The organism is Acrocarpospora sp. B8E8, from assembly GCF_039871605.1.
Taxonomy (GTDB): Bacteria; Actinomycetota; Actinomycetes; order Streptosporangiales; family Streptosporangiaceae; genus Acrocarpospora; species Acrocarpospora macrocephala.
In genome coordinates this window covers 18,073-43,930 of sequence record NZ_JBDPLV010000041.1, presented here as the reverse complement: position 1 = coordinate 43,930, position 25,858 = coordinate 18,073, and the positions used below count along the sequence as shown (strand labels likewise).

At 70.0% G+C, this 25,858-nt stretch carries 26 protein-coding genes and 1 riboswitch; of the genes, 11 read left to right on the top strand and 15 right to left on the bottom strand.

What is annotated here, in order from left to right:
* Positions 1–16 precede the first annotated feature (16 nt).
* Positions 17–964 (top strand): EamA family transporter, encoded by a 948-nt coding sequence (locus tag ABGB08_RS32860; RefSeq protein ID WP_347598223.1) that lies wholly within the window; start codon positions 17–19, stop codon positions 962–964.
* Here the strand turns inward: ABGB08_RS32860 and ABGB08_RS32855 are convergent.
* Together ABGB08_RS32855 and ABGB08_RS32850 are read right to left on the bottom strand one after the other, a co-directional pair.
* Positions 941–1,312 (bottom strand): hypothetical protein, encoded by a 372-nt coding sequence (locus tag ABGB08_RS32855; protein ID WP_347598220.1) that lies wholly within the window; start codon positions 1,310–1,312, stop codon positions 941–943. The two genes, ABGB08_RS32860 and ABGB08_RS32855, sit on opposite strands and share 24 nt — an antisense overlap.
* A gap of 20 nt (positions 1,313–1,332) precedes the next feature.
* Positions 1,333–1,926: a biotin transporter BioY gene (locus ABGB08_RS32850; RefSeq protein WP_347598217.1), complete on the bottom strand. Its 594-nt coding sequence runs from the start codon at positions 1,924–1,926 to the stop codon at positions 1,333–1,335.
* A 130-nt stretch (positions 1,927–2,056) separates the two neighbouring features.
* Here ABGB08_RS32850 and ABGB08_RS32845 point away from each other — a divergent pair, with 130 nt between their 5' ends.
* On the top strand, positions 2,057–2,992 hold the full coding sequence (locus tag ABGB08_RS32845) for a CoA ester lyase (protein ID WP_347598214.1): 936 nt from the start codon (positions 2,057–2,059) through the stop codon (positions 2,990–2,992).
* Positions 2,993–3,044: 52 nt separating this feature from the next.
* Here ABGB08_RS32845 and ABGB08_RS32840 read toward each other — a convergent pair whose 3' ends face one another.
* The gene (locus ABGB08_RS32840; protein WP_347598211.1) at positions 3,045–3,608 is read right to left on the bottom strand and encodes a DUF6529 family protein; all 564 of its coding nucleotides are present in this window, start codon (positions 3,606–3,608) and stop codon (positions 3,045–3,047) included.
* A gap of 13 nt (positions 3,609–3,621) precedes the next feature.
* Complete coding sequence (locus ABGB08_RS32835) at positions 3,622–4,311, bottom strand: hypothetical protein (RefSeq protein WP_155359723.1); 690 nt, start codon at positions 4,309–4,311, stop codon at positions 3,622–3,624.
* Between the two features lie 385 nt (positions 4,312–4,696).
* Between ABGB08_RS32835 and ABGB08_RS32830 the strand changes: the two genes are divergently transcribed.
* A complete protein-coding gene (locus ABGB08_RS32830) occupies positions 4,697–5,554 on the top strand; it encodes a type II CAAX endopeptidase family protein (RefSeq protein ID WP_347598208.1) in 858 nt (285 codons plus the stop codon).
* A 99-nt stretch (positions 5,555–5,653) separates the two neighbouring features.
* On the top strand, positions 5,654–8,587 hold the full coding sequence (locus ABGB08_RS32825) for a hypothetical protein (protein WP_347598205.1): 2,934 nt from the start codon (positions 5,654–5,656) through the stop codon (positions 8,585–8,587).
* Here ABGB08_RS32825 and ABGB08_RS32820 read toward each other — a convergent pair.
* The 3 genes from ABGB08_RS32820 to ABGB08_RS32810 form a co-directional block, all read right to left on the bottom strand.
* The gene (locus ABGB08_RS32820) at positions 8,568–8,933 is read right to left on the bottom strand and encodes an NUDIX domain-containing protein (RefSeq protein WP_347598202.1); all 366 of its coding nucleotides are present in this window, start codon (positions 8,931–8,933) and stop codon (positions 8,568–8,570) included. The two genes, ABGB08_RS32825 and ABGB08_RS32820, sit on opposite strands and share 20 nt — an antisense overlap.
* Before the next feature lie 205 nt (positions 8,934–9,138).
* Positions 9,139–11,754 carry an FxSxx-COOH system tetratricopeptide repeat protein gene (fxsT, locus tag ABGB08_RS32815; RefSeq protein WP_347598199.1) on the bottom strand — a complete coding sequence of 872 codons (2,616 nt, stop codon included), beginning with the start codon at positions 11,752–11,754 and terminating at the stop codon, positions 9,139–9,141.
* Complete coding sequence (locus ABGB08_RS32810) at positions 11,751–12,230, bottom strand: hypothetical protein (protein ID WP_347598196.1); 480 nt, start codon at positions 12,228–12,230, stop codon at positions 11,751–11,753. Before ABGB08_RS32810 ends, fxsT begins: the two co-directional genes overlap by 4 nt.
* Positions 12,231–12,540: 310 nt before the next feature.
* Between ABGB08_RS32810 and ABGB08_RS32805 the strand changes: the two genes are divergently transcribed.
* The 5 genes from ABGB08_RS32805 to ABGB08_RS32785 all read left to right on the top strand — a co-directional run bounded on the left by ABGB08_RS32805 (position 12,541) and on the right by ABGB08_RS32785 (position 18,574).
* Entirely contained in the window at positions 12,541–14,961 is a 2,421-nt protein-coding gene (locus tag ABGB08_RS32805; RefSeq protein WP_347598193.1) for a winged helix-turn-helix domain-containing protein, read from the top strand.
* A gap of 240 nt (positions 14,962–15,201) precedes the next feature.
* Entirely contained in the window at positions 15,202–15,867 is a 666-nt protein-coding gene (locus ABGB08_RS32800; protein WP_347598190.1) for a PASTA domain-containing protein, read from the top strand.
* A 270-nt stretch (positions 15,868–16,137) separates the two neighbouring features.
* On the top strand, positions 16,138–16,770 hold the full coding sequence (locus tag ABGB08_RS32795) for a DUF6758 family protein (RefSeq protein WP_347598187.1): 633 nt from the start codon (positions 16,138–16,140) through the stop codon (positions 16,768–16,770).
* A gap of 134 nt (positions 16,771–16,904) precedes the next feature.
* The gene (locus ABGB08_RS32790; protein ID WP_347598184.1) at positions 16,905–17,621 is read left to right on the top strand and encodes an MBL fold metallo-hydrolase; all 717 of its coding nucleotides are present in this window, start codon (positions 16,905–16,907) and stop codon (positions 17,619–17,621) included.
* Positions 17,621–18,574, top strand: coding sequence for a PD-(D/E)XK nuclease family protein (locus tag ABGB08_RS32785; protein WP_347598181.1), 954 nt, complete (start codon positions 17,621–17,623; stop codon positions 18,572–18,574). The genes ABGB08_RS32790 and ABGB08_RS32785 overlap by 1 nt, the downstream gene beginning before the upstream one ends.
* On the opposite strand, the gene ABGB08_RS32780 is transcribed toward ABGB08_RS32785, so the two are convergent.
* Genes ABGB08_RS32780 through ABGB08_RS32770 form a run of 3 tightly spaced genes read right to left on the bottom strand, consistent with a single transcriptional unit; the run spans position 18,571 to position 19,210 of the window.
* Positions 18,571–18,720: a hypothetical protein gene (locus ABGB08_RS32780; protein ID WP_347598178.1), complete on the bottom strand. Its 150-nt coding sequence runs from the start codon at positions 18,718–18,720 to the stop codon at positions 18,571–18,573. The two genes, ABGB08_RS32785 and ABGB08_RS32780, sit on opposite strands and share 4 nt — an antisense overlap.
* Complete coding sequence (locus ABGB08_RS32775; protein WP_347598173.1) at positions 18,717–18,956, bottom strand: SHOCT domain-containing protein; 240 nt, start codon at positions 18,954–18,956, stop codon at positions 18,717–18,719. The genes ABGB08_RS32780 and ABGB08_RS32775 overlap by 4 nt, the downstream gene beginning before the upstream one ends.
* A gap of 32 nt (positions 18,957–18,988) precedes the next feature.
* On the bottom strand, positions 18,989–19,210 hold the full coding sequence (locus ABGB08_RS32770) for a hypothetical protein (protein ID WP_347598170.1): 222 nt from the start codon (positions 19,208–19,210) through the stop codon (positions 18,989–18,991).
* A gap of 321 nt (positions 19,211–19,531) precedes the next feature.
* Positions 19,532–19,677, top strand: a riboswitch (cyclic di-AMP (ydaO/yuaA leader).
* A 12-nt stretch (positions 19,678–19,689) separates the two neighbouring features.
* Between ABGB08_RS32770 and ABGB08_RS32765 the strand changes: the two genes are divergently transcribed.
* Positions 19,690–20,466, top strand: a complete 777-nt coding sequence (locus ABGB08_RS32765) for a GH25 family lysozyme (RefSeq protein WP_347598167.1) — start codon at positions 19,690–19,692, stop codon at positions 20,464–20,466.
* A 10-nt stretch (positions 20,467–20,476) separates the two neighbouring features.
* Here the strand turns inward: ABGB08_RS32765 and ABGB08_RS32760 are convergent, their stop codons facing one another.
* From ABGB08_RS32760 to ABGB08_RS32750, 3 genes are read right to left on the bottom strand one after another with little or no spacing between them, the layout of a single operon-like run.
* Complete coding sequence (locus ABGB08_RS32760; RefSeq protein WP_347598164.1) at positions 20,477–21,352, bottom strand: alpha/beta fold hydrolase; 876 nt, start codon at positions 21,350–21,352, stop codon at positions 20,477–20,479.
* Positions 21,353–21,409: 57 nt separating this feature from the next.
* A complete protein-coding gene (locus ABGB08_RS32755; RefSeq protein ID WP_347598161.1) occupies positions 21,410–21,787 on the bottom strand; it encodes a PLDc N-terminal domain-containing protein in 378 nt (125 codons plus the stop codon).
* A gap of 30 nt (positions 21,788–21,817) precedes the next feature.
* Positions 21,818–23,605 carry a DEAD/DEAH box helicase gene (locus tag ABGB08_RS32750; RefSeq protein WP_347598371.1) on the bottom strand — a complete coding sequence of 596 codons (1,788 nt, stop codon included), beginning with the start codon at positions 23,603–23,605 and terminating at the stop codon, positions 21,818–21,820.
* A gap of 317 nt (positions 23,606–23,922) precedes the next feature.
* On the opposite strand from ABGB08_RS32750, the gene ABGB08_RS32745 reads away from it, so the two are divergent.
* Positions 23,923–24,585: a ferritin-like fold-containing protein gene (locus tag ABGB08_RS32745; RefSeq protein ID WP_347598158.1), complete on the top strand. Its 663-nt coding sequence runs from the start codon at positions 23,923–23,925 to the stop codon at positions 24,583–24,585.
* 307 nt (positions 24,586–24,892) lie between these two features.
* On the opposite strand, the gene ABGB08_RS32740 is transcribed toward ABGB08_RS32745, so the two are convergent.
* Entirely contained in the window at positions 24,893–25,123 is a 231-nt protein-coding gene (locus ABGB08_RS32740) for a DUF3107 domain-containing protein (RefSeq protein WP_347598155.1), read from the bottom strand.
* Positions 25,124–25,201: 78 nt separating this feature from the next.
* On the bottom strand, positions 25,202–25,834 hold the full coding sequence (locus ABGB08_RS32735) for a TetR/AcrR family transcriptional regulator (protein ID WP_155359708.1): 633 nt from the start codon (positions 25,832–25,834) through the stop codon (positions 25,202–25,204).
* Positions 25,835–25,858 lie beyond the last annotated feature (24 nt).

The following is a 25,858-nucleotide window of genomic DNA, read 5'->3' as shown; positions in this document are numbered from 1 at the left end:
GTTACATGGATGGGTCATGATCCGGTCAATAAGCCTGGGAATCGCGGTCGTGTCGGCGTTGTGCTTCGGGTTCTCCGGGCCGATGGCCAAGTTTCTGGGGGCCGCCGGGCTGAGCCCGCTGGAATCGGTCTGGGTGCGGATGGTCGGCGCCGGCCTGGTGCTGGTGGTGATCCTCGCCGTGGTCCGGCCGGGCGCGCTGCGCGTCCCCCGCGACCGGCTCGGCTTCTTCGCGGCGTACGCGGTGATCGCGGTGGCCGGGGTGCAGGCCCTGTTCTTCCTGGCGCTCACCCGGCTCCCGGTCGGGGTGACCCTGCTGATCGAATACACCGCGCCCGTGCTGGTGGTGCTGTGGGTGCGGTTCATCCGGCGGGTACGGCTCCCGCGCACCGCCTACCTCGGCGCGCTGGTGGCGGTGATCGGTCTGGGGGTGGTCGTGGAGGTCTGGCAGGGGCTGCGGCTGGACGCGCTGGGGCTGGTGCTCGCGCTGCTGGCGTCGGCGTGCTGCGCCGGATATTTCCTGATGAGCGATAACCTGCACGTCGATCCGCTCGGGCTGGTGGCCTGGGGCATGATCGGGGCCGCCGTGGTCCTGGTGCCGCTCTCGCAGCCGTGGGGCATCGACTGGGCCGCGTTCGGCGGGAACGCCACGGTGAGCGACGTCACGTTGCCGGTGGCGGGGGCGTTGGCCTGGCTGATCGTGGTGGCCACCGTCATCGCGTACGTGGCCGGGGTGACCGCGGTGCGGCGGCTCTCGGCGGCGGTGGGGGCGACAGTGGCCAGCCTGGAGGTCATCAGCGCGGCCCTGCTCGCCTGGATCCTGCTCGACGAGCACCTCGGGGTCGCCCAGATCGCCGGCGGCGCGGTGGTGCTGTCGGGCGCGCTGCTCGCGCAGACCGCCACCGCCGCCCGGCAAGAGGCCGCACCGATGGGCGAACCCGTGCTAACCGGCGTTCAGGGGCGTTAGCCGTACGACCAGGGAGTGGGTCGCCCAGCGGGCGGTCAGGGCCGCGCTGTCGATGGCGTTGAGGCGCTCCTTGGCCAGCGCGGCCACCACCTCCGGGTGCTCCGCCTGGTTGAGCACCGTCACGGTGGCGGGGAAGCGCACGAGCTGGGCGCCGTTGTCCTTGCTGCGCAGGATGACCTCGATCTCCGGGCTGCCCGCCAGGCCCGGGAGTTCCTGCTCGCCGCCGCCGGTCACGACGTGGATCGCGCCGTCGTGCCAGACGTGCCAGGCCAGCCGGGTCCCGGACGGCAGCGCCAGCCAGAGCACACTGGACTTCTTCGCGCCCTCTTCGATCAGCCGCAGGGTCATGCTCCTACTTTTTCAGACTTTCACGGCTTCGTCCTGCCGATGAGCTTCCAGGTCGCCGGAAGCAGCCCGGCGGCGATCACCAGCTTGATCCCGTCGCCGACCAGGAACGGCACGACGCCCTTGGCGAACGCGGTGCCCAGATCCATGCCCGTGTAGACCATCAGCCACGGCACGCCGACCGCGTAGATGACCGCGGTCCCGGCCAGCATGGTGCGGATCGTCCGCCCCACGGTGCGGTCGCCGCCCCGCCCGGCCAGGTACCCGACCAGCGAGGCCGCCGCGATGAACCCCACGACGTAACCCAGCGTGGCGTTGCCCCCCGACGGTGCGAACCAGGTGAGGCCGAGCCCGGCCAGCTCGCTGACCTGCCCCACCAGGAAGTAGATCGCCATGCCGAGGAACGCCCGGTGCAGGCCGAGCGCCGCCCCCGACAGCAGCACCGCCAGAGTCTGCAGCGTCATCGGCACGGGTGTGTCCGGCAGTGGCACGCTGATCTGCGCCGCCAGTCCGGTGAGCGCGGCCGCGCCCACGACGAGCACGGCGTCCCGGACCAGCCGTCCGGGGATGAGATCAGACAAAACGGCGGGGCGGTCCCCCATGGTGGCGTTGGCCATCGCTCTGCGTCCCTTCGTCTTTTGTTTCCTTTGCCCATTCTTGGGATGAATGGGGAGCGCGCAGTACGACGTCATGGCCAAGGTCGCCCGCCACCGTTTGTAGGAAGGCCACAGCGCTAGCGTGGAGCGCATGCGTGCGCGACGATCCTGCCTGGCCGTGCCCGGCAGCAATCCCCGGTTCCTGGAGAAGGCCCAGAGCCTGCCCGTCGACGAGGTCTTCCTCGACTTGGAGGACTCGGTCGCCCCGATCGCCAAGGAGGGCGCCCGCCGCTCGGTGGTGGCGGCGCTGAAGGAGGGCGACTGGGGCGGCAAGACCGTGGTCGTCCGGGTCAACGACCTGTCCACGCCGTGGACCTACCGGGACGTCATCGAGGTGGTGGAGGCGGCCGGCGACCGGCTGCACTGCGTGATGTTGCCCAAGGTCGAGGAGGCCGCCCAGGTGCGCTGGCTGGACCTGCTGCTCAGCCAGATCGAGCGTACGGTCGGGCTGCCGGTGGGCGGGATCGGGATCGAGGCGCAGATCGAGAGCGCGCGCGGCCTGGTCGCCGTGGACGAGATCGCCGGGTCGAGCGCCCGCCTGGAGACGCTGGTGTTCGGGCCCGCCGACTTCATGGCCTCGATCGGGATGCGCACGCTGGTGGTGGGGGAACAGCCGCCCGGGTACTCGGAAGGGGACGCCTACCACTACATCCTGATGCGGATCCTGATGGCGGCCCGGGCCCGGGACCTGCAGGCCATCGACGGACCCTATCTGCAGATCAAGGACATCGAGGGGTTCCGGCGGGCGGCCGGGCGGGCGGCGGCGCTCGGGTTCGACGGCAAGTGGGTGCTGCATCCGGGTCAGGTGGCCGCCGCCAACGAGGTGTTCTCGCCGTCGCAGGCCGACTACGACCACGCGGAGCTGATCCTGGACGCGTACGAGTACTACACGACCGTGGAGGGCCGCGGCGCGGTCATGCTGGGGGACGAGATGATCGACGAGGCGTCCCGGAAGATGGCCCTGGTGATCTCCGCCAAGGGGCGGGCGGCCGGGCTCACCCGTACCACGTCATTCCAGCGGCCCTGACTTCCGGGCGCTTCAGGGGCTGTGGGGTGGCCCCTGAAGCGGTCCCGGGGTGTCAGAACTGCACGCCGATCGTGGTGAAGAACCAGAACGACGAGGTCAGCCAGAGGCCGACCAGCAGGGTGAAGAGCAGCCCGCCGAGCACGGGCAGGGTCCAGCCCGGCACGCCGCGCTTCGGCAGCGCCAGCATCTTCGTGGCGAAGATGCCGTAGAACAGGCAGCCCAGGATGGAGTGGATCATTACCCGGGGCTCGTCGTAGCGGGCGCCCACCGCGTACAGGCAGTGGAAGGCCACCGGCACGGTCAGCAGGAAGGCGATCCGGCCCGACCAGCGGTGGGTGGGCTCCACCCAGGCGCCCTCGAACGGAAGTTTGCCCCACATCGCCATGGCGGTCAGCACCTGGACGATGGCCAGCAGGGCGGCACCGGTGGTCAGCCACGCCTTCATGGCCAGCGGTCCGGTGAACCCGCCTGGGCCGACCGCGAAGCCGGTGGGCGGGTGGAGCTCGCCGTACACGCCGAGGGCGGTGGCGATGGCGCCACCGACCAGGGCGGGCACGACGAGCAGGACGACGGCGGAGCCCCGACGGGGGGTGGAGTACTGCTGTGTGTGGCTCATCTCGGGCTCGCTATCAGGGGTTGATTGTGTCGATGAAAGCGTCCGGCTCCTGCGGGGTCAAGGGGATCCCGTACCAGGTGACGACGCCGCCTTCGAACGCGGCCGCGGCCTCGCCCGCGCCGCTTTCGCCGATGGTGAGCCGACCGACCGACTGGCCGCTCGGCAGTTTGATCCAGCCGCCGACGATCCTGGCCCCCCGGACCTGGGCCGTCGCCCGGTAGAGACCGGACGGCTTCTTCACGACCGCGGCGGAGAACCGCCACGACTTGCCCTTGAACTCGACCCGGCCCTGCGCCTTGCCGCCGCCCAGGCTGGCGGTGATCAGGGCGTCCTTGCCCTCAAGGGTGACCGTGTTGTTCTCCGCCGTGCCCTTCAGCCAGGCTTCGATGTGGCCGTCGCAGAAGTACGCGACCGCCTTGCCGTTCCTGATCGAGATGGCCACCAAGCCGCCGTTGCCCTGCACCACGCCCGCGTAGTCGACCTTCTTGGGGGTCGTGTCGGCGGGTGCCGCCTCCTCCGGCGGCGCGGTCTCCTCGGGCGTGGGGGCCTCCTCCTCGGCGACGGGAGGGGCGGTGGACGCGGTTTCGATGGGTGTCGCCGTCGCCTGCTCGACCGCGGGCGAGGCTTGGGCGCTTGCGACGCCGAGGGCGACGGTGAGCACCGCGCCGACGGCCAATGTATAGACAGGTCCTAACCGACTCATTGCCTTCTCCTGGGATAGTTCGTACCCCGGTGAGTGAACTCTTCCGGCCCCGTTCTGTCTGTGAACAAATGCGCAAAGTGGATCGCGACGAAACCGGCTCTGATTACGGAGAATGGGTCACATGAACGACCATGAGCCGCGCCCGGACCGGACGCCGCCGCCTGCCCACCCTCCGACCTGGGCATCTGCCAATCCCGCACCGACTGACCCGTCGCCTCCTTCGGGTACACCGAGCATTTCGGACGCGCCACAATATCCGGCACAATATGCGGCGCAATCGGGTGAGTCAGGGTATCAGCAGCAGTACCCGCCGGGGGCCTGGTTCCCGACACCGCAGCCCCAGCCGTGGTCGCTGCCAACCCCCTCCGGGTTGCGATTCGACCACATGGCCCGCAATGCGATCAACAGCTGGTGGCGGCCGATCCTCGGCACGGTCTTCCTGATCGTCGGCTTCCTGATCAGCTCGCTGGTGCTCGGCCTGGTCGTCGGCCTGCTGGCCCGGATGGCGGGCATCCCGATGGTGGCCGAAGGCTCCCGGGTGTTCACCGATCCGCTGCTGGACGTGGCCTTCCAGCTGCTGGTGCTGGCGGCGGCCATCCCCGTGGTGCTCGGCACGGTCTGGCTGGTCCAGCGGCGGCGGCCCGGCACGGTCTCCTCGGTGGTGGGGCGGCTGCGCTGGCGGTGGCTGCTCACCTGCGTGCCCCTGGGACTGCTGGCGGTGGTGGTCGGCGAGGCCGCCCAGCAGCTGACGGTGTTCCTAAGCGGCGAGCCCGTCACCTACGAGTGGGGAGGCTGGACCCCGTTCCTGCAGGCCATGGCCGTGATCGTGCTGCTGGTGCCGTTCCAGGCCGCGGCCGAGGAGTACGTCTTCCGCGGCTGGGTCATCCAGGCGTTCGGGGCCTACATGCGCAACCCGTGGCCGGCCTTCATCATCGGGTCCGCCGGCTTCGCCGCGCTGCACGGGTACACCGACTGGGGCATCGCGTATGTCTTCGGGTTCGGGATCCTGTCCGGCTGGCTGGCGGTGCGGACGGGCGGCCTGGAGGCGCCCATCGCGCTGCACGTGGTCAACAACGTGGTCGCGTTCGGGTTCAGCGCGGCGGATGGAAATTTGGACGGAGCCCTGGAACAGGGGTCGTTGCCGTGGCAGACGGTGGTCGGAACCGTCGTGCAGTTCGCCGTGTACACCATCGTCGTCCTGACATTCGCGCGAAAATCCGCAGTTCAGACGGTGTCGCGATAAATCTGACTAGAGAAGAGGTGATCGCTCGGCAGTGAGGGGGTAAAAGACGAACGCGTCCCCGATATGTCTGGAACGGTCCTGAAATAGGAGGTACCGGTCGTGCCCCCCCAAGACGAGGAGCCAGCGGAGTCACCCCCGACGCTGCATCACTCGCCGCCGGGACCCGCCGAGGAGCGATCGCCCCGCCCCCCGGGCTCTTCACCATGGGCGCTACCGCCGTTCGGCGCGCCCGTTCCCGAGGACGCGGAGGAGCCCCCGGAGGAGCACACCTGGTCGCCTAACCCCAGGACCGGACGCCGGCCGTACGATGATCCGCCGGAGCCTGCCGAGTTCCGTCATGGCCAGCCGTACAGCCAGCCGGATCCCCCGGAGCCGAGAACCGGTCGGCCGCCTTACGGCGAGCAGCCGCGCCCGCAGCCGAGCTGGTCCTGGCAGGCCGAAGTCGAGGAGGAGCCCCGGCCGCCCCGGCGGCTGGTGAACCGGCCGGACAAGCTCGTCGCCTCCGGACCGCCACCGAGCGGTATCCGTAGGAGCCCGGAGATCCAGGCAGAGCCTGAGGAACTCCCGCCGCCGAGGCAACCCGTCCTGCCACCCCCGCCGCCGCCTCCACCCCCGCCACCTCCGCAGCGCATCGGCCGCCCGCCCGGCGGCCGCCCGGCCCGCCCGGACGTGCTGGTCTCGTTAGGACCGCCGCGCGGGGGACGGCACCACCGCCGGAGCCTGCGGGAGCCCCGCCGTGCCACCCCCCAGTCGTTCCGGCTGCCGCTGCTCGTGGTCGCCTCCCTGCTCGCCGTGGCCGTGCTCGGCTGGTTCGCCGTGCAGTGGGCCAGCGCGCCCACCACCACCGGGATCACCCTCGCGGTCGGCGACGGCCAGTCCGGCGACTCGGCCTTCGCCGCGCCGGGACAGCCCGGCAACGGCTCCCGCCAGCTGCTCACCTCGGTCGCCTCCGCCGGATCCACCATCGTGGCCGTCGGCACCGACACCACCAGCCCGATCGCCCGCCCCCTGTTCATCGTCTCGGTCAACGGCGGCAAGGACTGGGAGCTCGGCACCGTCATCGGCCCGCCCGGCTACGAGCCGGTCCCCGGCTCGCCCGGCCGGGTCACCGGCGGCAATGGACGCTGGCTGGCCGTCGGCACCGACGAGCCAGGACCGGAGGGCCGCGGCATGTGGACCTCCGCGGACGGCCGTACCTGGACGGCGGTGGATCCCGCCCGGCTGAGCCCGTTCCTCGCCCAGGACCGCATCACCGACCTGGCCAGGACCACCTCGGGCTTCGTCGCCGTCGGCACGACCGTGCTGGGCGACGGCACGCTCGGCGCGGTCGCCTGGGTCTCGCCGGACGGCCAGTCCTGGTCCCGGGTGGACAACGCCAGGATCGGCACCTCCGACAAGATCAGGGGCATCCAGTCGGTGATCGCCAAGGGCGACCAGGTGGTCGCGCTGGCCGACCCGGGCGCGGGCACCGCGACCGTGATCCTGCGCTCCGACGACGGCGGCGCGAACTGGCTGCGCACCGCCACCGAACTGCCCGACATCCGCCCCGAACCGGGCGCGCTCGCGGTCGGCAAGGATGGCTTCGTGCTGGTCCCGACCGGCCAGCGGTTCGGGGGCGACGGCGTCCCGGTGCACTGCTCCCCCGACGGCGGCCAGTGGAGCGAGTGCGGCGCCATCGGCCCGCTCAGCCCGCAGGGCACCGGCGTCCGCGGCCTGGCCTCCTCCTCCGACGGCATCGCCGCCGTCGCCGAGTCGGCCTGGGAGGAGTACGTGGTCTTCCGCAGCGGCGACGGCAAGAAATGGGCCAAGAGCACCGACCTCGGGCACATCCCCGGCACCCTGCGCGCGGTCACCATGACCGGCGACGGCCTGCTGGTGGCGGGCGGCGACGCGCGCGGCCCCGGCGACGTCGAGAACCTGGCCGTCCTGATGACGGCAGAGCGGGGCAAGGCCGCTCGCGCGGTGCCGCTGGACGCGGTGGCCGGTCTCAACCGGCTGGCCCGCAACACCGCCAGCGTGCTCGCCTCCGGCGGCGCCTTCGTGGCCGTCGGCTCGGCCAACGGCGACGCCGGCATCTGGACCAGCGGCAACAACGGCGCCAACTGGAAGGCCATCGAGTCGGAGTGGCTGGGAGGCCTGGGCCGGCAGGAGCTCACCGACGTCGCCCACGGCGAGAAGGGCTGGCTGGCCGTCGGCAGCACGATGGCCGACCCCGTCATCACCAAACCCCTCCTGGTCACCTCCGGCGACGGCAAGGGGTGGCGGCCAGGACCGGTCATCGACGTGCCGGACGGGCATCTCTTCCTGGCCCCCCGTACGGTGGCCGCCGGACCCGCGGGCTACGTGCTGGCCGGGGAGGACCAGACCGCCTCCGGCATCGTCCCCGCGCTGTGGTTCAGCCCCGACCTCAAACGTTTCACCCGGGTGAGCAAGCTCCCGGCGGGCGGGGCCGGGATCCGGATCCAGGACGTGGCCGCCACCCCGTCCGGATTCATCGCCGTCGGCGGCTCAGGATCCGCGGAACGCGAGTCCGGCGTGGTGTGGATCTCCTCAGACGGGCTCAGCTGGAAGGCCGAGCGCCGGGTGATCCCCGAGGACGCCCGCTCCGCCGGGCTGCGGCACGTGGTGGCCCGCGACGACCGCATCGTCGCGGTCGGCGCCGCCGTCACCGACGAGGGCTCCCGCCCGTTCGCCGCGGTCTCCATGGACGGCGGATCGACCTGGGAGTACAACTGGCTACCCGCCGAGGAGGCCGCCGTCGTGCTGGACCTGACCGCCAGCGAGCGCGGCATCGTCGCCGTCGGCTCGCACGGCCGCTCCAGCGAGGGCGACAGCTCGGTCTGGGCCTCGGCCGACGGCCGCACCTGGCAGCGGCACGCCCTGGTCGAGGACGGCCTGGGCGGCGCGGGCGCGCAATGGCTTGGCGCGGTCACCATCTCCGGCCAGCGCGTGATCGCCATCGGCCGCTCGACCACCGGCACCACCGACAACATCATCATCTGGCGCAGCACCCTCACCTCGGAAGACCGCTAAGGAAGCCGAGCAGCCCGTCCGTCAGCGGCAGCAAGCGCAACTCGGCCTCCGACACCCAGCGCACGTCCGCCGCGTCGTCCCCCGCTTTCAGGAGGCCCCCCACCGCGGTCGCGTAGTAGTCATGGATTTCATACGGCGGCCGCCACACGGTCCCAGCTAACTCCCCAGGCACGACATCAAGCCCGGTCTCCTCGCGGATCTCCCGTACCACCGCCTCGAAATCGTTCTCCCCGGCTTCCACTCGCCCGCCAGGAAGCGACCAGAGCCCTTCCCCCGGCGGCCGCCCACGCCTGACCAGCAGCAGCCGCCCATCGGAGTCGCGGATTACGGCCCCTACACATCGCATACGCCCAAGATTACGACTGGGACACCTACCCCACCCCTGGCGAAGGCGGGTGTAGGCGCGCCGGGGATGGGGCTGGTGGGCAGTGCTCGACCACATCTGATCCGCCGACTGGCGATGCCCGCAACACATCACCCTCAGCCCTAGCCAAATCGGTGACATCACCTCGTCCTCAACCAACACTGGAAATGAAACCACTGAGAAAACGTCACTGTCCTGGCTCGGGGATGGCCCGGCCCAGATCCCTCGCCTCCCGGTAGGCGGCGGCCAGGTTGTTGCGGGAGGCCAGGGTGTCGGGGTGGTCCTCGCCCAGCACCCGCTCACGCTCGGCCAGCGTCTGCTGGTACAAGGGGATGGCCCGGCCCAGATCCCCCGCCGCTTGGTAGGCGTAGGCAAGGTTGTTGCGGGAGGCCAGGGTGTGCGGATGGTCGTTGCCCAGCACCCGTTCCCGCTCGGCCAAAGTGCGTTCGAACAGCGGGGTGGCCCGGCCCAGATCCCCGGCCGATTCGTAGGCGGCGGCCAGGTTGTTGCGGGATGTCAGGGTGTCGGGGTGGTCTTCGCCCAGTAGCCGCTCCCGCTGGGCCAGGGTCTGCTCATACAGGGGGATGGCCCGGCGCAGATCCCCGGCCGATTCGTAGGCGGCGGCCAGGTTGTTGCGGGATGTCAGGGTGTGGGGGTGGTCCCCGCCCAATATCCGCTCCTGCTCGACCAGTGTTGCCTGGTAGAGGGGGATGGCCCGGCCTAGATCCCCCGCCGACTCATATGCGCTGGCCAGGTTGTTGCGGGAGCTCAGGGTGTCGGGGTGGTCCGCGCCCAGCACCCGCTCACGCTCGGCCAGTGTCTGCTGGTACAAGGGGATGGCCCCGCCCAGATCCCCCGCCGCTCGGTAGGCGTAGGCGAGATTGTTGCGGGATGTCAGGGTGTCGGGGTGGTCGTCGCCCAGCAGTCGCTCCCGCTGGGCCAGGGTCTGCTCATACAGGGGGATGGCCCGGCCTAGATCCCCCGCCGACTCATACGCGCCGGCCAGGTTGTTGCGGGAGGTCAGGGTCTGGGGGTGGTGGCCGTCCAATACCCGCTCGCAGTCGGCCAGGGTCTGCTCGAACAGGGGGATGGCCCGGCCCAGATCCCCCGCCGACTCATACGCGCCGGCCAGGTTGTTGCGGGAGGCCAGGGTGTCGGGATGGTCGCCGCCCAGCACCCGCTCGCAGTCGGCCAGGGTCTGCTCGAACAGGGGGATGGCCCGGCCCAGATCCCCCGCCGCTCGGTAGGCGGCGGCCAGGTTGCTGCGCGAGCTCAAGGTGTTGGGGTGATCGGCGTCCAGGTGCCGGTGATAGGCCATGTGCGCCCGCTGCTGATGGCTGATCGCTGCGGCAGCCGAACCTTGGGCGTACAGGAAACGGCCGAGCGCACTGAGCAGATAGGCGCTGTTGATGGTGTCAGTGCTGGGGGAGGTGTGATCGGCGAGAGCGGTGAGGTGATCCAGTAGCCCGCGCCACTGCGGCCAGCCCGCGGGATCCTGCCCGTCATCGGGCAGCGCCTGTGCGAGGAGCGCGGTGGCCTGGTCGCGTGCGGCATCGATGTCGGCGGGCTGGCGGTGCGGATCTGCGGGGCCGGGAGTACGGGCGACGGCCTGGACCAAGCGGTGCACGCTTATCCCGGCGTCGGCCAAGGTGAGCATGTTGTAGGCGGCCAGGTCCCCCAACGCCCGCTGGAGGTCCGGCGCCGGGGCCAGGTCGTTCAGCACGGCGCGGGGAATGTCTTGCGGGGCGAACCAGGCCAGCACGCGCAGCACCTGCCCGGCCAGCGGGGTAGCGGCCAGCTGGTCCAAGGTCAGCCGCCAGCTCCGCGCGATCGTCCGCTCCACATCCGACCCCCGCGCGGCCTGGTCATACATCACCGCGGGATGCTCGGCCAGCAAGTCCAGGTAGGCGCGGGCGGTGAGCTGGTTCTGGCGCAGGTAGGCGCCAGCCTGCTCGACCGCCAGCGGCAACCATCCCAGCTCGCGCACCAGCGCGCTGGCCCCCTCCCACCGACCGCTCTCCTGCGCTGAAGATGCCTCAGCACGAGTGGTGCCGACCGGCGGCTGGTCGTAGGTGGCGATCTGGATCAGCAGATCGATGGCGTCCGGCTCGGTCAGGACGTCCAGGCGCAGCAGGCGGGCCCCGGTGCGGTGCCAGCCCTGGCCGAGCCGGCTGGTCACCAGCACCCGACCCTGGCCGGCCAGGGTGCGGGCCAGCAGCCGATCCGCGTCCGCCGGGGTGGTGACATTGTCGGCGATCAGTAGCCAGCCGGGATGTGCGGCCAGCCAGGCCAGGGCCCGCTGCGCCAGCACCTCCAACGGCGCCCCGCCCAGCTCCGGCTGCAACGCCACCGCCAGGTCGGCCAGGCCGGCCTCGACGGAGGCGGGGCTGTCGGCGGTGATCCACCAGATCGGATTCAACCGCCCCACCTGAGTCGCGGCGTAGTGGGCCGCCAGCGCGGACTTGCCGACCCCGCCCAGCCCGTGCACCGCCGCCACCACCACCCCGCCCGGGCCGTTCTCCAGCGTGGCGGCGAGCACGTCCAACTCCTCCCGGCGGCCCAGGAACACCTGGCCCGCGGCGGGCACGTTGATCGTTCCCGCCGGTGCGGGGACGTCGGCGACCGGCCGCGTCGCCGCCTCCGGCAACCGGATCTGCTGGGCGATCTGGGTGACCTGGTTGATCTGGGTGATGGTGGCGTCATCGCCGGTGGCGATGACGCCGGAGTTGGCACCCGCGGCGACGGCCCCGGCTCCGCCCGCGATGATCTGCGGAGCGGGCTTCGCCGGGACGGGCTCGGTCACCGCTTGAACTGGACGTTGTTGGCGCCATCCCCGCTGGAGACGATCCCGGAGTTGTCGCCGCCGATGGAGACCCCGCGTCGGCCGGTGATCGACACATCACGGGCCGAGCCGATCTGGTTGACATCCCCGCCGATGTGACTGCCGGAGATCACCTGACTGCCCGCCCCCGCCGTGCTCAGCATCTGCGCGATGTCGGCGGCCAACTCCGGGTCGGCGGCCAGAGCCTTCCTCACCTGCATCCGCAGCGCCGCCACCGCGTCGGCGTCGTCGCCGTCGGCCGGCACGTCGGCGACCGCGCTCTCCAGCGCCGCCCGCGACTCCGCCCGCCGGCCCAGCCGCTGCAGCATCCGCCGCCCCCAGCCGACCGTCTCATCGGCCATCGCGTCCTGGGTCTTGGTCCACACCGCGGCACCGTAGGCGCCGACTGCGGTGACGATGTACGGAACCGCCAGCGCGGCCATCTCAGCGATCTCCATCGTCGTCCCTCCCCTTCGCGTTCCCCCCGAAGGTCGGTGCGATCCTAACCCGCCCGCCTTTACCGACTACGAGCGAATGAGGCGATCAGTTCCCATCTGACCGCAATTCGTCACCAACCCGGCCGGGCCGGGCCCACCGCGACCGGAACCCACGATCTTGTACGCGAATCGGCGTGTCCTTAGTGACGTCCCGTCAGGATTCACCGTTCAAGTTCTACCGTTGGCCGGCCAACGACGAGGTCCCCATTGACGACTAGGATGATCATTGCCCCGGGTCCGGTGTCCAGTCGGTCAGATGGGAGCTCCAGGCATGGCGGTCTACACGTTCGGCAACCGCCGACTCGACCTGGACGCTCGGGAGCTGAGCGTGGATGGCGCGGTCGTTCACCTCGAACCGCAGGTGTTCGATGTGCTCGCCTACCTTGTCGCGAACCGCGATCGGATGATCTCCAAGACCGAGCTCCTCGACGCGGTGTGGCGCAGCCAATTCGTCGCGGAGTCGACGCTCACGTCGAGGATCAAGTCCGCGCGCAGGGCCATCGGCGACGATGGGACATCCCAGCTCCTCATCCGCACGCAACGTGGGCGGGGGTACCGGTTCGTTGGCACGGTCGCTGTCGACGACGCCGCGCCCGCGCTCCGGTTCGAGCCGCAGTGGTCGCCGACCGGGTTGTTGCCATCTGCGCGCGTCGAGGTGATCGGACGCGTGGAGGACATCCAAGCGCTCGGACGCCTGCTGCTGGGTCACCGCGTTGTGACCATCTCGGGGCCAGGAGGTGTGGGCAAATCGACGCTTGCTCTCGAACTGGCCCGCAGGCGAGTTGACGAGCATGGGCCTGAGGTCGCCTTCGTGGAGCTGGCGCCGGTGCACCACGCGTCCGACCTGGTACGGGCGGTGGCGGAGGCGACCGGTGTGGAAGGGGCTGGCGCCGCTGAGGTAGCCGTGCTCGCGGCGAACCTGGCACCGCGTCGGCTGCTGCTGGTGCTGGACAACTGCGAGCACCTGCTCGAGGCGAGCGCTGAGCTTGTCGACCGGCTGCTGGACGCCGGTCCGGGGATTCACGTCCTGACGACCAGCCGCGAGCCCCTCGGCGTCGACGGCGAGGCGGTCCACGTGCTGGGGTCGCTGGGCCGCGACGCCAGGACTCTGTTCGTCGAGCGGGCCGCGGCGGCTGCCGGACGCACCACCCTGACGGCCGACGATCCCCAGGTGGTCGAGCTGTGCGAGCGGCTGGACGGTCTCCCACTCGCGATCGAGCTGGCCGCCGCGCAGCTGCGCCATCTGGCACTTGGCGACCTGACCGGCATGCTCGATGACCGGCTGGGGCTGCTCGTCGGCGGCCGGCCGCGTGCGGGTGAGCGGCACCTCACGCTGGCCAGGACCATCGAATGGAGCCAGCAACTGCTTTCCGGCGCCTCGCGCGAGATGTTCGTGAGCCTCGGCGTCTTTCCGGCCGGCTTCGACCTGCCGGCGGTCCAGGCGATCAGCGGCGGGTCCGACCTGGTCGCCGCCGCCAGGGTGGTGGGTGACCTGGTGGGAAAGAGCCTGGTCGTCCATGACCACGGCAGCCGCCGATATCGCCTGCTGGAGACGATCCGGCTGTTCGCGCAGGGCCGGCTGGAGACGTCCGGGCGACATGCCGAGCTCACCGAGCGGCTGCGCCGGCACATCGTCGGCCGGATGACGGCGCGGAGCAGGCAGCAGGTGTGGCTGTCGGCGTCGTTGGCCGCGCGAAATCGTGACGACATCGACAACGTGCGCGCCGCCTTCGACGCCAGCCTCGCCCGCGGCCGGTTCACCGACGCGGTCGACATCATGATCGGTCTCAGCAGCCTGTGGCGGAACGCGGCCTCCTACGCCGACGGCCTGCGCTGGACCGCGGATCTGCGACACCAGGATCTCGCACCACGGGACCGATTATGGCTGCACATCGTCGAGGCCGATCTGGGACTCGGCTCCGGCAACCCCCGGCTGATGGCAGACGCCGCCGCGGCGGCAGCCGAGCTCAGTACCAGCGTGGAGGATCCAGCCGCCGACGTCATCGTCCGGATCTACTGGTCGCTGTCGTTGTCGAGTCATCCGGATCGGGCGGTCGCGGGATTGGAGGCCGCTCGAGACGAAGCTCGCGACATCGGCGAGCTGGAGCTGCACCGACTCGCGCGGGCCTTCCGTGTGGTCGCCCTGCTGACCGCCGGCCGCCGCACCGGCCTTCAGGCGGAGATCTCCGAGCTGACCACGGCGGCGGCCACCGGGTACGACCGCTACATCTGCATCTGGGCGGCGTGGGCGGACGCCCTGGCCGACCGGGACGGTCCGGCGCTGCGCCGGTGGATGGACCGGCAGGCCGACAGCCTGCGCAGCACCGGCCTGCAGGAGAACTGGGTGACGCTGTTCTGCCACGCGCTGGCACGGATCGCCGACGGCGCCGACTACCTGCCCCATCTGAGCCAGGCCCGACGCCGCGCCGAAGCCGAGGGCCGCCGGGCCGACCCCGACTGCGTCCTGGCCCTCGCCTACGCGGCCGCGTGCCGTGGCGAACCGATACTCGCCGCCGAACTCGTGGGAGCCAGTGGTGGCGTGTTGTTCCATGACACCGCCAACTTTCTCCATCACATGATCATCCGGGATCATGTGGTACGTCCGATGCTCGACGCCACCTCATTCCAGGAGGCGATCGCGCGCGGCCGCGAACGGCCGGTGGCGGCCATCCTCTCCGAACATCGGCTCTGACCCGGTGACGGCCCACGGGCCGCCTCCACGTTCTCTCCACCTCCCCTCCAAGCTCCTCGTCCGCTACCCCGCGAGGCTGGTCCCGGTACGGACATTCAAGGGAGTACACCCATGGCGTTCATGGATTCCGCGCAACCGAAAACCCTGCCCAACGGGGGGCATGAGACAAAGGGGAGCCAGATGTATCGATCACGACGGACGGTCCTGACTGGAGCTGTCCTGTTCTTACTTTCGCTAGTCATGGCGACGTCTGCCACCACCATCGCGTCGGCCGCCGTTGCCGGGGCGGAGTTGTCAGGTCCCTACAAAGGCCTGATCAGCGCGGACTTCGCATCGACGGCCGGCCTCACGGTACAGGTGAGTGGACAGCAATCGGCGCTGGCAGCGAGCTTCGCCCTCGATGCGGGCGCTCGCATCGATTGCCACGGCAACCGCCCTCTCGGCGCACGCTCCGTCCTCCTGACGGGCCATCGCACTGGCGTGGGCTCGGACGGGTCCGCAACCTTCGATTTCAGCGGGCAGTTCGAATTCGACGCCGAAGTGCATGTTGTCGTCGACGTCACCATCGACAACGCCCTGCTCACCGCCAACGGCCGCACCTTCGCCGGAACCGTAGGCCTCAGGGTCAGGCCTGACTTCCTCTCCGACTGCGTCAGATCATGGGCCTTTACCACCACCCAGGTGCCGAGCCAGCCGGTCCCATCGGTGCTGGACATGACAGTGCCACAGGCGAGATCGACTTTGTGGGCTGCGGGCCTGCAGGTCACCGTGATCGTCGAAATCGACTGGGCCTGCAACACCCGTCGAGGACGAATCATGCGCCAGACCCCCAAGGCGGGAACCCTCGTCCTGCCGGGCAGCATGGTGAAGATATACGCGGCCGATCACCCGCCGCAGTGCCTATGATCACCCAGCCGCTGAATCTCGCGGTGTCAGAATCCTAAGAGGGAGGGGATCCCGTCCGGCAAAGAGGCCATCCGAGAGCCCTCGCAGATGAATGCGAGGGCTCTTCCTAGTATCCCCACCTCCACTGGCCTTCCCTGTCCTGGGGGTTTGATCACGGCTCGTACTCTTATGCCGCAGGTCAGGGCCATGGCGAGGGCTACCGCAATATTTCGACTGGATAACAGGAAACCCCTTGACTAGGTCGCGCCCCGCGACGCACCGTGGGGAGGTGTGAGAGCCGCGCCCACCTGTCCGCGCTGCTTCGGACCGCTGCAGGAGCCGAATATCTGGTCCAGCTCCTGGCGCTGCGGCCCGCACGGCGACGTGCTGCCTTACACCTCCCACCGCCCCTCCCTGGCCGCCCTCACCCTGGTACGGGAGTCCGCCACCGTCCCCCTCTGGCTGCCCTGGCCGCTGCCCACCGGCTGGCTGGTGACCGGCTTCGGTGCGGCGGGCGACGAGCGCACCGGCGTACGCGGCAGTGTGGTGGCCCTTTCCGGCCCGTCCATCACGCACGGCCCCGCCGACCTGCTGCTGATCGCCGAGGAACCCGGCGTCGGCCTGGGCGCGGGCTACGCCGGGCTCGCCGGGCCCGATCCCGGCGACGGCGTGGGCGTGGGTCCGCCGCACGCGAAGGTCAACGTGAACGGTCACCCGACCCCGCTCTGGTGCGTGCAGGACGTGCCCGGCGACCGGGCCGTGTACGCGGGGGAGGCGCTCGGCCGCTGGCTGTGGACGATCGCCTGGCCGGCCGACGCCGGGTGGCTGCTGGTGCTCGCCCAGCTGACCCTGGCCGACTTCCGGGACGTCGACTTCGATGTCCCGTTCGGGGCTTTCTCGCCACGGCTGGCGGCGGAGTACTAATGGGAAAGTTGCTAAATGGACTGCCACTACGGTTCTGACCAGGCAAGACAGTGGGGTGGCAGGCTGATGAGCAGGTTTCCCGTTAGTAACGCACGGATCCCGCTCACGGCTGGGGACGGGTAAGGTTCTGAGGCGTGACAGCGCGTATCGAACGAGTGGTGACCGCCGGGGTCGTGGAGATCGACGACGTCGAGCACAAGGTGGAGAACAACACCTGGATCGTGGGCGACGACGAGGAGGTCATCGTCATCGACCCGGCGCGGGACGCCGAGAAGATCCTGGAGCAGGTGGGCGAGCGCGAGATCCTCGCCGTCATCTGCACGCACGGCCTGGCCGACCATGTCGGCGCGGCCATCGAGGTGGCGGCCAAGGACGAGGCGGTGATCGCCCTGCATCCCAAGGACAAGCGCCTCTGGCGGCAGACCTGGGAGGACACCTGGCCGGACATCGACATGGAGGACGAGGGCCTGTTCGCCGTCGCCGACACCGAGCTGGAGGTCCTGACCACGCCCGGGGTCACCCCCGGCGGCGTGTCGCTGCTGTCGGAGTCGCTGGGCGTGGTGTTCACCGGCGAGACGCTGCTGGCCGACGGGCCCGGCAAGCTCGGCGGGGAGTATCCGTCGCTGGCCGACCAGCTGACCTCGATCGGCGAGCGGCTGTTCACGCTGCCGCACGAGACCCGGGTGCTGCCCGCGCACGGCGAGGAGACCACCATCGGCGATCTGGAGCCCCAGTTCGATCGGTGGTTGTCCGGCTCGCTGACCGGGACCCTGGAGGAGTCGGAGCCGCCGCTGCCCGACGGCTCGCGCGCGTCCGGGATCAAGCTCGACCTCGACGACGACGACGATTAGTGGAGCAGCTCGGTCTTGAGGGCATGCCCCGGCGGCTGTACTCGTGCACGCCGTCGCGGCTCAACTCCTGGCTCGACTGCCGCAGGCGCTACCGGTTCGCCTACCTGGATCGGCCCGCGCCGCCCAAGGGTCCGCCATGGGCGCACAACAGCGTCGGGGCCGCCGTGCACAACGCGCTGGCCGCGTGGTGGCGGGAGCCGTACGAGCGGCGCACTCCCATGACGGCGGCGATCCTGGTCAGCAACGGCTGGATCGCCGAGGGCTTCAGGGACCAAGAGCAGTCGCTGGCGTGGCGGGACAGGGCCCGCGAGATGGTGTCCGGATATGTCGCGACGTTAGATGCGGCGGACGAGCCGGTCGGGGTCGAGCGCACCGTCGCCACCCGCACTGCGATCATCGCCGTCTCCGGCCGGATCGACCGCCTCGACGGCCGCGGCGACGAACTGGTCGTAGTCGACTACAAGACCGGCCGCCGCCCTCCCGGCCCCGACGACGCCCGCTCCTCCCTGGCCCTGGCCATCTACGCGGTGGCCGCCTCCCGGGTGCTCCGCCGCTCCTGCCACCGGGTCGAACTCCACCATCTCCCCACCGGCCAGATCGCCGACTGGGAACACACCGACGAAACCCTCACCCGCCACCTTGGCCGCGCCGAACAAATCGCCGAAGAGGCCTCCACCGCCGACGAGACCTACCGCGCCCGCCTCCCGAGCACCGGCAAACGTTCAGGCCGAGGATTCGCCGCCGCCAAATTCGCGGCCCCCGGATCCGCGCCCGCTGAATCCAACAGCCCTGGAGTCGCGTTGGTGCCCCCCGAGATCGACGCGCTCTTCCCGCCGTCGCCCGGCCCGATCTGCTCCTGGTGCGATTTCCGCCGCCACTGCCCGGAAGGCCGGACCGCAGCCCCCGACAAGTCCCCGTGGGACGGCTTGGCCACCCCGGAACCGGCCCTTTAGAACACCGAACGGAACGGCCGCTGCCGACCCTCCCGTAACCGGGCCACCACCTCGCGCACCGGCAGCGGACCGTCGGCCGCCCACATGACATCCATGATGGCCGCCTCCAAGTCGCCGAATCTGCGCTCCGCGCCGTCCTTTCTCAATCCAGGTCTACCTTGCGCTGCAGGAACTCCTCACGGTCGATCTCTCCGGCCGCGTACCTGCGGCGCAGCTCCCGCCGCACCGGATCCTCGGGCGGCACCTGCGGGCGGCCCTGGTCACCGGTGATGAGCGAGCGCACCAGCCACACCGTTCCGGCGACCGTCAATCCCAGCACCACCAAGCCCAGGATGGCCCAAAGGATCATCCAGGCTCCCATGCTGCCCATCATGTCGTCCATCACCCCTTCCCTACGCTAATCGCCTAAGTTACCTAGGCCAACTCATCTGCCCCGCCGGGCGGTGGCGAGCCGCGACTGAGTTCGGTTCGGCGGCGATGCCCCTCAGGACGGCAAGCACGCTTTGCGGTGACCGCTCCGAAGAAGGCCGCCACCCGGCCCTTCCGGTCCAGCACATAGGTAGCCGGCAGCGCCCGGGGCGCCATCGCCATGAGTACCCGTGCGGTGATGCGCACGCAAAACAGCACCTTCGGCATCGTTGGCCCCCGTTGTGGCCTCCAAAGTTCCTGCGTCGTGCAGGCGAAAGACCGGATGCGATTCGTGCTTTCGCCCGCCGCGGTGAGTGGAGCCGGGAAGTTGTAGCGGCAAACTTTTATCCAGCCCCAGCCTCCTGCGGGCACGGCATTCCAGCGCCTGTTCGGAGGCCGATACACCGAGTCCGATTTGCCCTACTTGCACTATCTATGGTGATGTATATACCTTTTGTGTCATCGCGGTATACGTCGTGACGTGTTTTCGTCGCATCGTTGCCGCTTCGTTGACCAGACCGTGCGCTGTCCTGAGGGATGCTTCAGGACGGCGTTCGGCCGCCGAATCCGCGCCTCGCGGAGCCGGGGACCCACATCCTCTTTGGGGTGAATCGGACGCCAGCCCAGGCTGCGCCGTAGGGCACTTCCAAGCCCGAACCCGTCAGCTAACCCGGTAGGCGGCATGGAAGCAAGGAGCCAATACCCCCATGCTCAAGCCCCGGTTTGCCACAATCATCCATTCCCTCCAAGACCGTCGCGATCTCCCCACCAAACGCCTCAACTTCGCCGTCGCCGGTACGATCCTGGCCGCGACCACCGCCATCGCGGGCGTGACCGGCACGGCGCTCACATCCTCCGCCGTGCACAGCTCGACGCACGAAGCTCAGCAGGAGGCCGGATCGCTCACCTACGGCCTGGACGTCTCCAACTACCAGCCCCACTACGACTGGAATGCCAGCCCGGCCCAGTTCGGCATCATCAAGGCCACCGAGGGTACGAGCTTCCGCGACGCCTCGTTCGCCAGGCACTGGCGCGAGCTGGGCAAGAAGGGAATCGCGCGCGGGGCCTACCACTACGGCCACCCCGGCAACGACCCCATCGCCGAGGCCGAGCACTTCCTGTCCGTGGTGGACTCCCAGCCCGGCAAGCCCGGCGACCTGCTGGTCCTGGACCTGGAAACCACCGACGGCAAGTCCGTCGCCGAGGTCAACGCCTGGGCCAAGGCGTGGCTGGCGCACGTGAAGGCCAAGACCGGGATCATCCCGATGCTCTACAGCGGCTGGAACTTCGCCAACACCTACGGCAAGGGCCTGGCCGAATACCCGCTGTGGGTCGCCCACTACAGCAAGTCCAAGGGAACGGTCACCCCGCCCGCCGACTGGAAGTCCTGGGCCATCCACCAGTACTCCGACTCCCCCATCGACCAGAACGTCTCCGCGCTGACCCCCGACCAACTGCGCGACCTGGGCCGCCCCGCCACCTGAAGACGGCGCCTCAGCGGTGCAGGATCTCGCTTTCCGCCGCGTTCCAGAAGCGGGTGAGGGCGGCGGCGGTCGTCTCCGGGGCCTCCACGGCGGGGGAGTGGGCCGCGCCGGGGACGACCACGCAGTCACAGTCCAGGCGGTCGGCCATCTCGGCCTGCAGGGTGGGGGGCCAGCCGTCGTCGTGCTCGCCGTACAGCACGAGGGTGGACAGGCCTGTCTGGCAGAGCTCGTCCACCCGGTCGGTGGAGTCCAGCACCGCGCGGCCCATGGTGAGCAGGCCGGTGACGGAGTTGGCCAGCAGCCGCCGCCGCAGGAACGCGACGATGTCGTCGGGCACTGCGGCCCTGATGGCCTCCGGTTCGATCCGGTCGGTCCAGATCCGCTCCACGCCGTGCGTGGGCAGTTCGGCCAGCATGGTCCGCCCGGCGTGCTCGCGCGGCCCGACGATCCCGCCGGGACCCGAGCTCATCAGCGTGTACGAGGCGAGCTTCGAGGTCCCGTCGAGCACGGTCTCCCGGGTCACCAGCCCGCCGAAGGAGTGCCCCAGCAGGTGCACCGGCTCGCCGTCGCCGACCACCGAGGCGAGCACGTCCACGTCGGCGCCCAGCGCGGCGCAGGTGTAGGCCGAAGGATCCTCCGGACCCGGGGTCTCGAACTGTCCCCGCAGGTCCATCGCGATAACCCGCCGCCCGGCCTGGGCCAGGGTCTGCAGGATCGCGATGAAGTCCTCCTTGCTGCCGGTGTAGCCGGGGACCAGCAGGGCCGGCCACCGTTCCGCGACACCGGTCACGGGCCTGGCTTCAAGCACAGCGAAGCCGCCCACCGGCGTCTGAATCCGCTGAGCGGTCACGCCCGGCGGCAAGGTAAGGAATCTCGGCGTACTCACGTGAAGCCACAATACTTAACAAGCCTGGCAGCGACACCGGCGAAGAAGCTTAGCCGGTTACTCGTCCGGGGCCGGCTCCGGTTTGGGCGCGTCCGGACTTTCCGGATCCGCCTTTTCGCGTGCCGACCTGCGCTGTTCCTCCGCCCGCTCCCTGAGCTTGCGGAGGAACTCCTCGTCGTCGTCCGGGCTGAGCCGCCGCACTTCGCGCGGCGGCACGTTCTGGCCCGTGTAGGTGGTGTAACCCCGGGGGAGGCGCGGGCGGCCGGCGATGAGCCAGAGCAGCGACCCGGCGGTCGGCAGCAGGATCACCACCAGCAGCCAGAGCAGCTTGGGCATGTTGCGGATCCGGGCGGGCTCCGTCGTGATCACGTCGAGCACGCAGTAGAGCCACAACCCGATCAGCACCAGCAGGATCACGCCGCGAATGATCACCATGACGAGAGCACCTTCCGTCCGTCCCGTCGATCAGCCGTTGCGGCGGGGCCGCGGCCGGTTGAACTGCCGGCGCTGCGCCTTCCGCTCGGTGGCCGCGGACGGCGCCGGAGTGTCGTCCTCGGTCGCCAGGTCGGGAGACTGGAACACCACCGAGAACGGGCTGGCCGGAATGATCCGCTCCGGCTCCGGCCGCGGCGCGACCGGCTCGGGCTCGTAGAAGTGCTCAGGTTCGACGACAGACTCCACTACGGATTCGATGACAGCCTCGACAGCGGGTTCGGCGATGGGTTCGGCAACGGTTTCGACGACGGCGGGCGCCTCGACCACCTTGCGGGTCCGCGTCCGGCGCGCGGGTTTGCGCTCCTCGACGGCTTCCACGGGCGGTTCCTGAGCCGACGGTTCTGGAATCGCGGTGACCATGCTCTCGACCTCCCCGGCAGTCTGCTCTTCAGCTGTGTCCAACGTCCGGCCGCTCCGCGTGCGGCGGCGCTCCCGGGTGCGGACCGGACGTTCCCGCCGCTCCCGCTCCTCGCCGCCACCGGAACCGCCGGATCCCCCGGATCCGGGACGCGACCGGCTGCGGGTGCGCCCGGTCTCGCCGAGATCCTCGATCTGCTCGGCGTCCAGCCCCGCCCTGGACCGGTTGGCCCGGGGCAGCACGCCCTTGGTGCCCTCCGGGATGTCCAGATCGGTGAAGAGCGACGGCGAGCTGGAGTAGGTCTCCGCCGGTTCGGCGAAGCTCAGCCCGAGCGTGTTGTTGATGACCTTCCAGCGGGTCATCTCGGTCCACTCCACGAACGTCACGGCCACGCCGGTCCGCCCGGCCCGCCCGGTCCGCCCGATCCGGTGCACGTAGGTCTTGTCGTCCTGCGGGCAGTCGTAGTTGACCACGTGCGTCACGTCGTCGATGTCGATGCCCCGGGCCGCCACGTCGGTGGCCACCAGCACGCTGATCTTGCCGTTCCGGAACGCGCGCAGGGCCTGCTCACGCTGCCCCTGCCCGAGATCCCCGTGTACGGCAGCCGCCGCGAACCCCTTCTCGCGCAGCTGCTCGAAGACCATGTCGCAGGCCCGCTTGGTCTCGCAGAAGACCATGGTGAGCCCGGTGGACCGGCCCTGCAGCAACCGGGCCAGGATCTCGATCTTGTCCATCCGATGCGTGCGGTAGACGAACTGGGCCGTCTGCGGCGGCTGCTCCGGGTCGGCTTCCTCGTGCTCGGCCCGGACCCGGATGGGCCGGGTCAGGTAGCGCCGGGACAGCGCCACGATCTCGCCGGGCATGGTGGCCGAGAACAGCATGGTCTGCCGCTCGGCCGGGACCAGCTTGATGATCCGCTCGATATCGGGCAGGAAGCCCAGGTCCAGCATGCGGTCGGCCTCGTCCAGCACCAGCATGCCGACCTGGCCCAGGTCCACGTGCTTCTGCTTGATCAGGTCGAGCAGCCGGCCCGGCGTGCCGACGATCACGTCGACGCCGTTCTTGAGGGCTTCGATCTGGGGTTCGTAGGCGCGCCCGCCGTACACGGTGAGAATGCGGGAGCCGAGCTTGCCGGCGGCGAGGACCAGGTCCTCGGTCACCTGCAGGGCGAGCTCGCGGGTGGGCACCAGCACCAGGCCCCGCGGCTTCTTCCGGTTCTTCCGCGGCTTCCCGACGAGTTGCAGCATCGCGACGCCGAAAGCGTAGGTCTTACCGGTTCCGGTGCGCGCCTGTCCGATGACGTCCTGTCCGGCGAGTGCCAGCGGGAGCGCCATTTCCTGAATCGGGAATGGTGAAGTTATGCCCTCGGTCTCCAGGGCATCGGCGATCTCCGGGATCACTCCCAGGTCTCGGAACGTCGTCGTAATCGTCGCCTGCCTCAGTCGTTGGTCGAAGACGGCCTTCGGGACCTCCGGCGTCTTGGAGCTCGTCGAACTGGTTCGAGCCATCCCCGTGCCGGGTCCTCGCGGAGGTGACGCCTTCGACGTCATCAGCGACCGCGGCATCCAAGATTTCTGGGGGTTCCGGGAACTTATACCCCGGATCAACACAGTGCGGTCGCACTTTCACAGAGCAGTCTACTCGATACCACAACCGTGAACCGATTTCCGCGTGTTCCGCATGTTTTTCGGGGAGAGCGTGCCCCTAGTCTGCTGCCATGACAGATTCCCCGCCCGGCGTCGTCGACCTGCTCGGAGTGCTCGCATATGCCGAGCTCACCGCCTTCCTGCGGATGGCCGAGGACGCCTCGCTGCTGGCCCCGACGCTGACCGACCGGGCCGCGCTCGGAGACGTGGCGGCGACCGAATACGCCCACTTCCGGCTGGTACGGGACCGCCTGGACTCCCTCGGCGCCGACCCCGAGCAGGCGATGGCCCCGTTCACCGAGGCCCTGGACGCCTGGCACGCGCAGACCCGCCCCAGCGACTGGTACGAGGCCCTCGTCAAGGCCTACGTGGGCACGGGCATCGCCGGCGACTTCTACCGGGAGGTGGCCAGGCACGTGGACGCCTCCACCCGGGAGCTGGTCGACCAGGCGCTGGCCGACGACGGCCGTTCTGAGTTCGCGGTCGAGCGGGTCCGCCAGGCGCTGGCCGAGGATCCGAGGCTGAACGGGCGGCTGGCGCTGTGGGCGCGGCGGCTGGTGGGGGAGGCGCTCAGCCAGGCCTACCGGGTGGCGGCGGCCCGGCCGGAACTCGCGGTGCTGCTGGCCGATTCCGCGGAGGGCGCCGATCTGGCCGGAATCGGGAAGATGTTCGCCCAGATCACCGAGGAACACGGCAAGCGCATGGCCGCCATCGGCCTGACTCCTGGAGCATGACGGGGAGCCCGGCGATGGGAACCCGTCTGCCGTTCGAGGGGCGTGCAGGGCCCAAACGGTTGTACCGTGCGAGACATGAGGGCCTCGCGCCGCTACGGCAGTTCCTTGACCAGATGTGGACCGAACCGCTGGGTATCCCGCGCCGTGCTGAGAAGGGGGAGCACGGGCTGCCCGACCATCGGGCAGCGGCGAGAACACCGCCCACATCCCCGCCGCCGGCCACCCGGGTGTGATCTCCGAGAACACTGAGCCCGCTTTCGGGCGTGCCGGGACCCTCCCGGCGCGCCGGAAAGCGGGGGGAGCCTCTTTACAGGGTGCCGCCGAAGCCGACGGAGCGATTCTCGCCCTCGCCGATCTCGACGAAGCCCAGCGCCGCCACGGGCACGATGTAGCGGTTCCCCTTGACGTCGGTGATGGAGAAGACGCCGCGGTCGGCGGCGAGCGCGTTCCGGAGTTCCTCCTCGATCTGCTCGACAGAATCGTCGGTCTCCAGCACGATCTCGCGATGCACCGATCGCACGCCGATCTTGATTTCCATCAGGATTCCTTTCGACAGACTTCCATCGTGGCCTGTCGGAGCACCATCCGGGCGGCTGATCGCGGCAAGCGAACGGTCTTACGACATTTCCGGCGTGTGCCGCGGGAAGCCGCTGATTCCCCGCCAGGCCAGCCGCGCCATCAGCTGCGTGGCGGCCTCCTTGGGAATCGAGCCGTGCGCGGTCAGCCAGTAGCGCGCGCTCACCTCGGCCATGCCCACCAGGCCGACCCCGAGCAGGTGGGCCTCGTCGCTGGAGCAGCCGGTGTCCTCCTGGATGACCTGGGCGATCGCGTCGGCGCTCTCGCGCAGCGAGCGCTCCATGCGCTGCCGCACCGGCGCCACGTTCCGCAGGTCGGATTCGAAGACCAGCCGGAACGCCTCGCCCTGGCTGGAGATGAAGTCGAAGAAGGCGCCGATGGCGGCCTGCACCCGCTGCTTGTTGTCGGTGGTGGCGGCCAGCGCCTCCTTGCAGCGCCCCACCATGTCGTCCACATGCAGATCCAGGAGCGCCAGGTAGAGCTCCAGCTTGCCCGGGAAGTGCTGGTAGAGGACCGGCTTGCTGACCCCGGCCCGCTCGGCGATCTCGTCCATCGCGGCCGCGTGGTATCCGTTCTCCACGAACACTTCCTGCGCCGCGCTGAGCAGCTGGCGGCGGCGGGCCAACCGGGGCAGCCGGGTGCCCCGGGGCTTGGCGTCCGGGGTAGCGGTCACGACGGTCTCCTTGAGGGGTTCTTG